Below are 561 nucleotides of genomic sequence, written 5' to 3'. Positions count from 1 at the left end.
ATCCTTGTCCAAGGATCGATGAGTTCTGACGCGGTTGTAATATTCCGCATAGGATCGCAGGATTCGGCGCAGATGCGCTTCGCCTAAGACAATGATGTGGTCTACACACTCACGCCGGATCGATCCGATTAGCCGTTCGGCAAAGCTATTCTGCCAGGGCGACGCCGGTGCGGTAGGCTTGTCCCGGATGCCCATGGCTCGCAATCGGCGCGTGACGACGCTGCCATAGATCTGGTCGCGATCGCGGATGAGGTAGTGCGGAGCCTCATCCCAAGGAAATGCCTCCGTGATTTGATGTGCCACCCATTCGGCCGTCGGATTTGCTGTGACGTTGATCCAGACGAGATCTCTGCGGTCGAGCCGGACGATGACGAAGGCATAGAGCAGGTCGAAACCGATCGTTGGAACAACGAACAGGTCCATGGCGGCGATGTCCGGCGCGTGGTTGCGCAAGAACGTCCGCCATCCCGGGCTTGGCGGCCAGCGTCGTTTGACCATGTACTTCGCGACGCTCGACTGCGCGATCTCAAACCCGAGCTTGAGCAGTTCACCGTGAATGCG

General features: G+C 58.8%; 2 protein-coding genes. One reads left to right on the top strand and one right to left on the bottom strand.

Annotated elements, in window-relative coordinates; genetic code table 11:
- Positions 1-423: integrase core domain-containing protein (locus CWO89_RS45090; protein WP_245476889.1), on the bottom strand; the 423-nt coding region annotated here is incomplete at its 3' end.
- Here CWO89_RS45090 and CWO89_RS49040 point away from each other — a divergent pair.
- Positions 422-556 carry a hypothetical protein gene (locus tag CWO89_RS49040; RefSeq protein ID WP_283813602.1) on the top strand — a complete coding sequence of 45 codons (135 nt, stop codon included), beginning with the start codon at positions 422-424 and terminating at the stop codon, positions 554-556. The genes CWO89_RS45090 and CWO89_RS49040 overlap by 2 nt on opposite strands.
- The last annotated feature ends 5 nt before the right edge of the window (positions 557-561 follow it).

The sequence above is a fragment of the Bradyrhizobium sp. Leo170 genome, from assembly GCF_004296405.1.
Lineage (GTDB): Bacteria > Pseudomonadota > Alphaproteobacteria > Rhizobiales > Xanthobacteraceae > Bradyrhizobium.
Note: the sequence above shows the minus strand (reverse complement) of the source record. Positions and strands in the feature narration are given on the sequence as shown.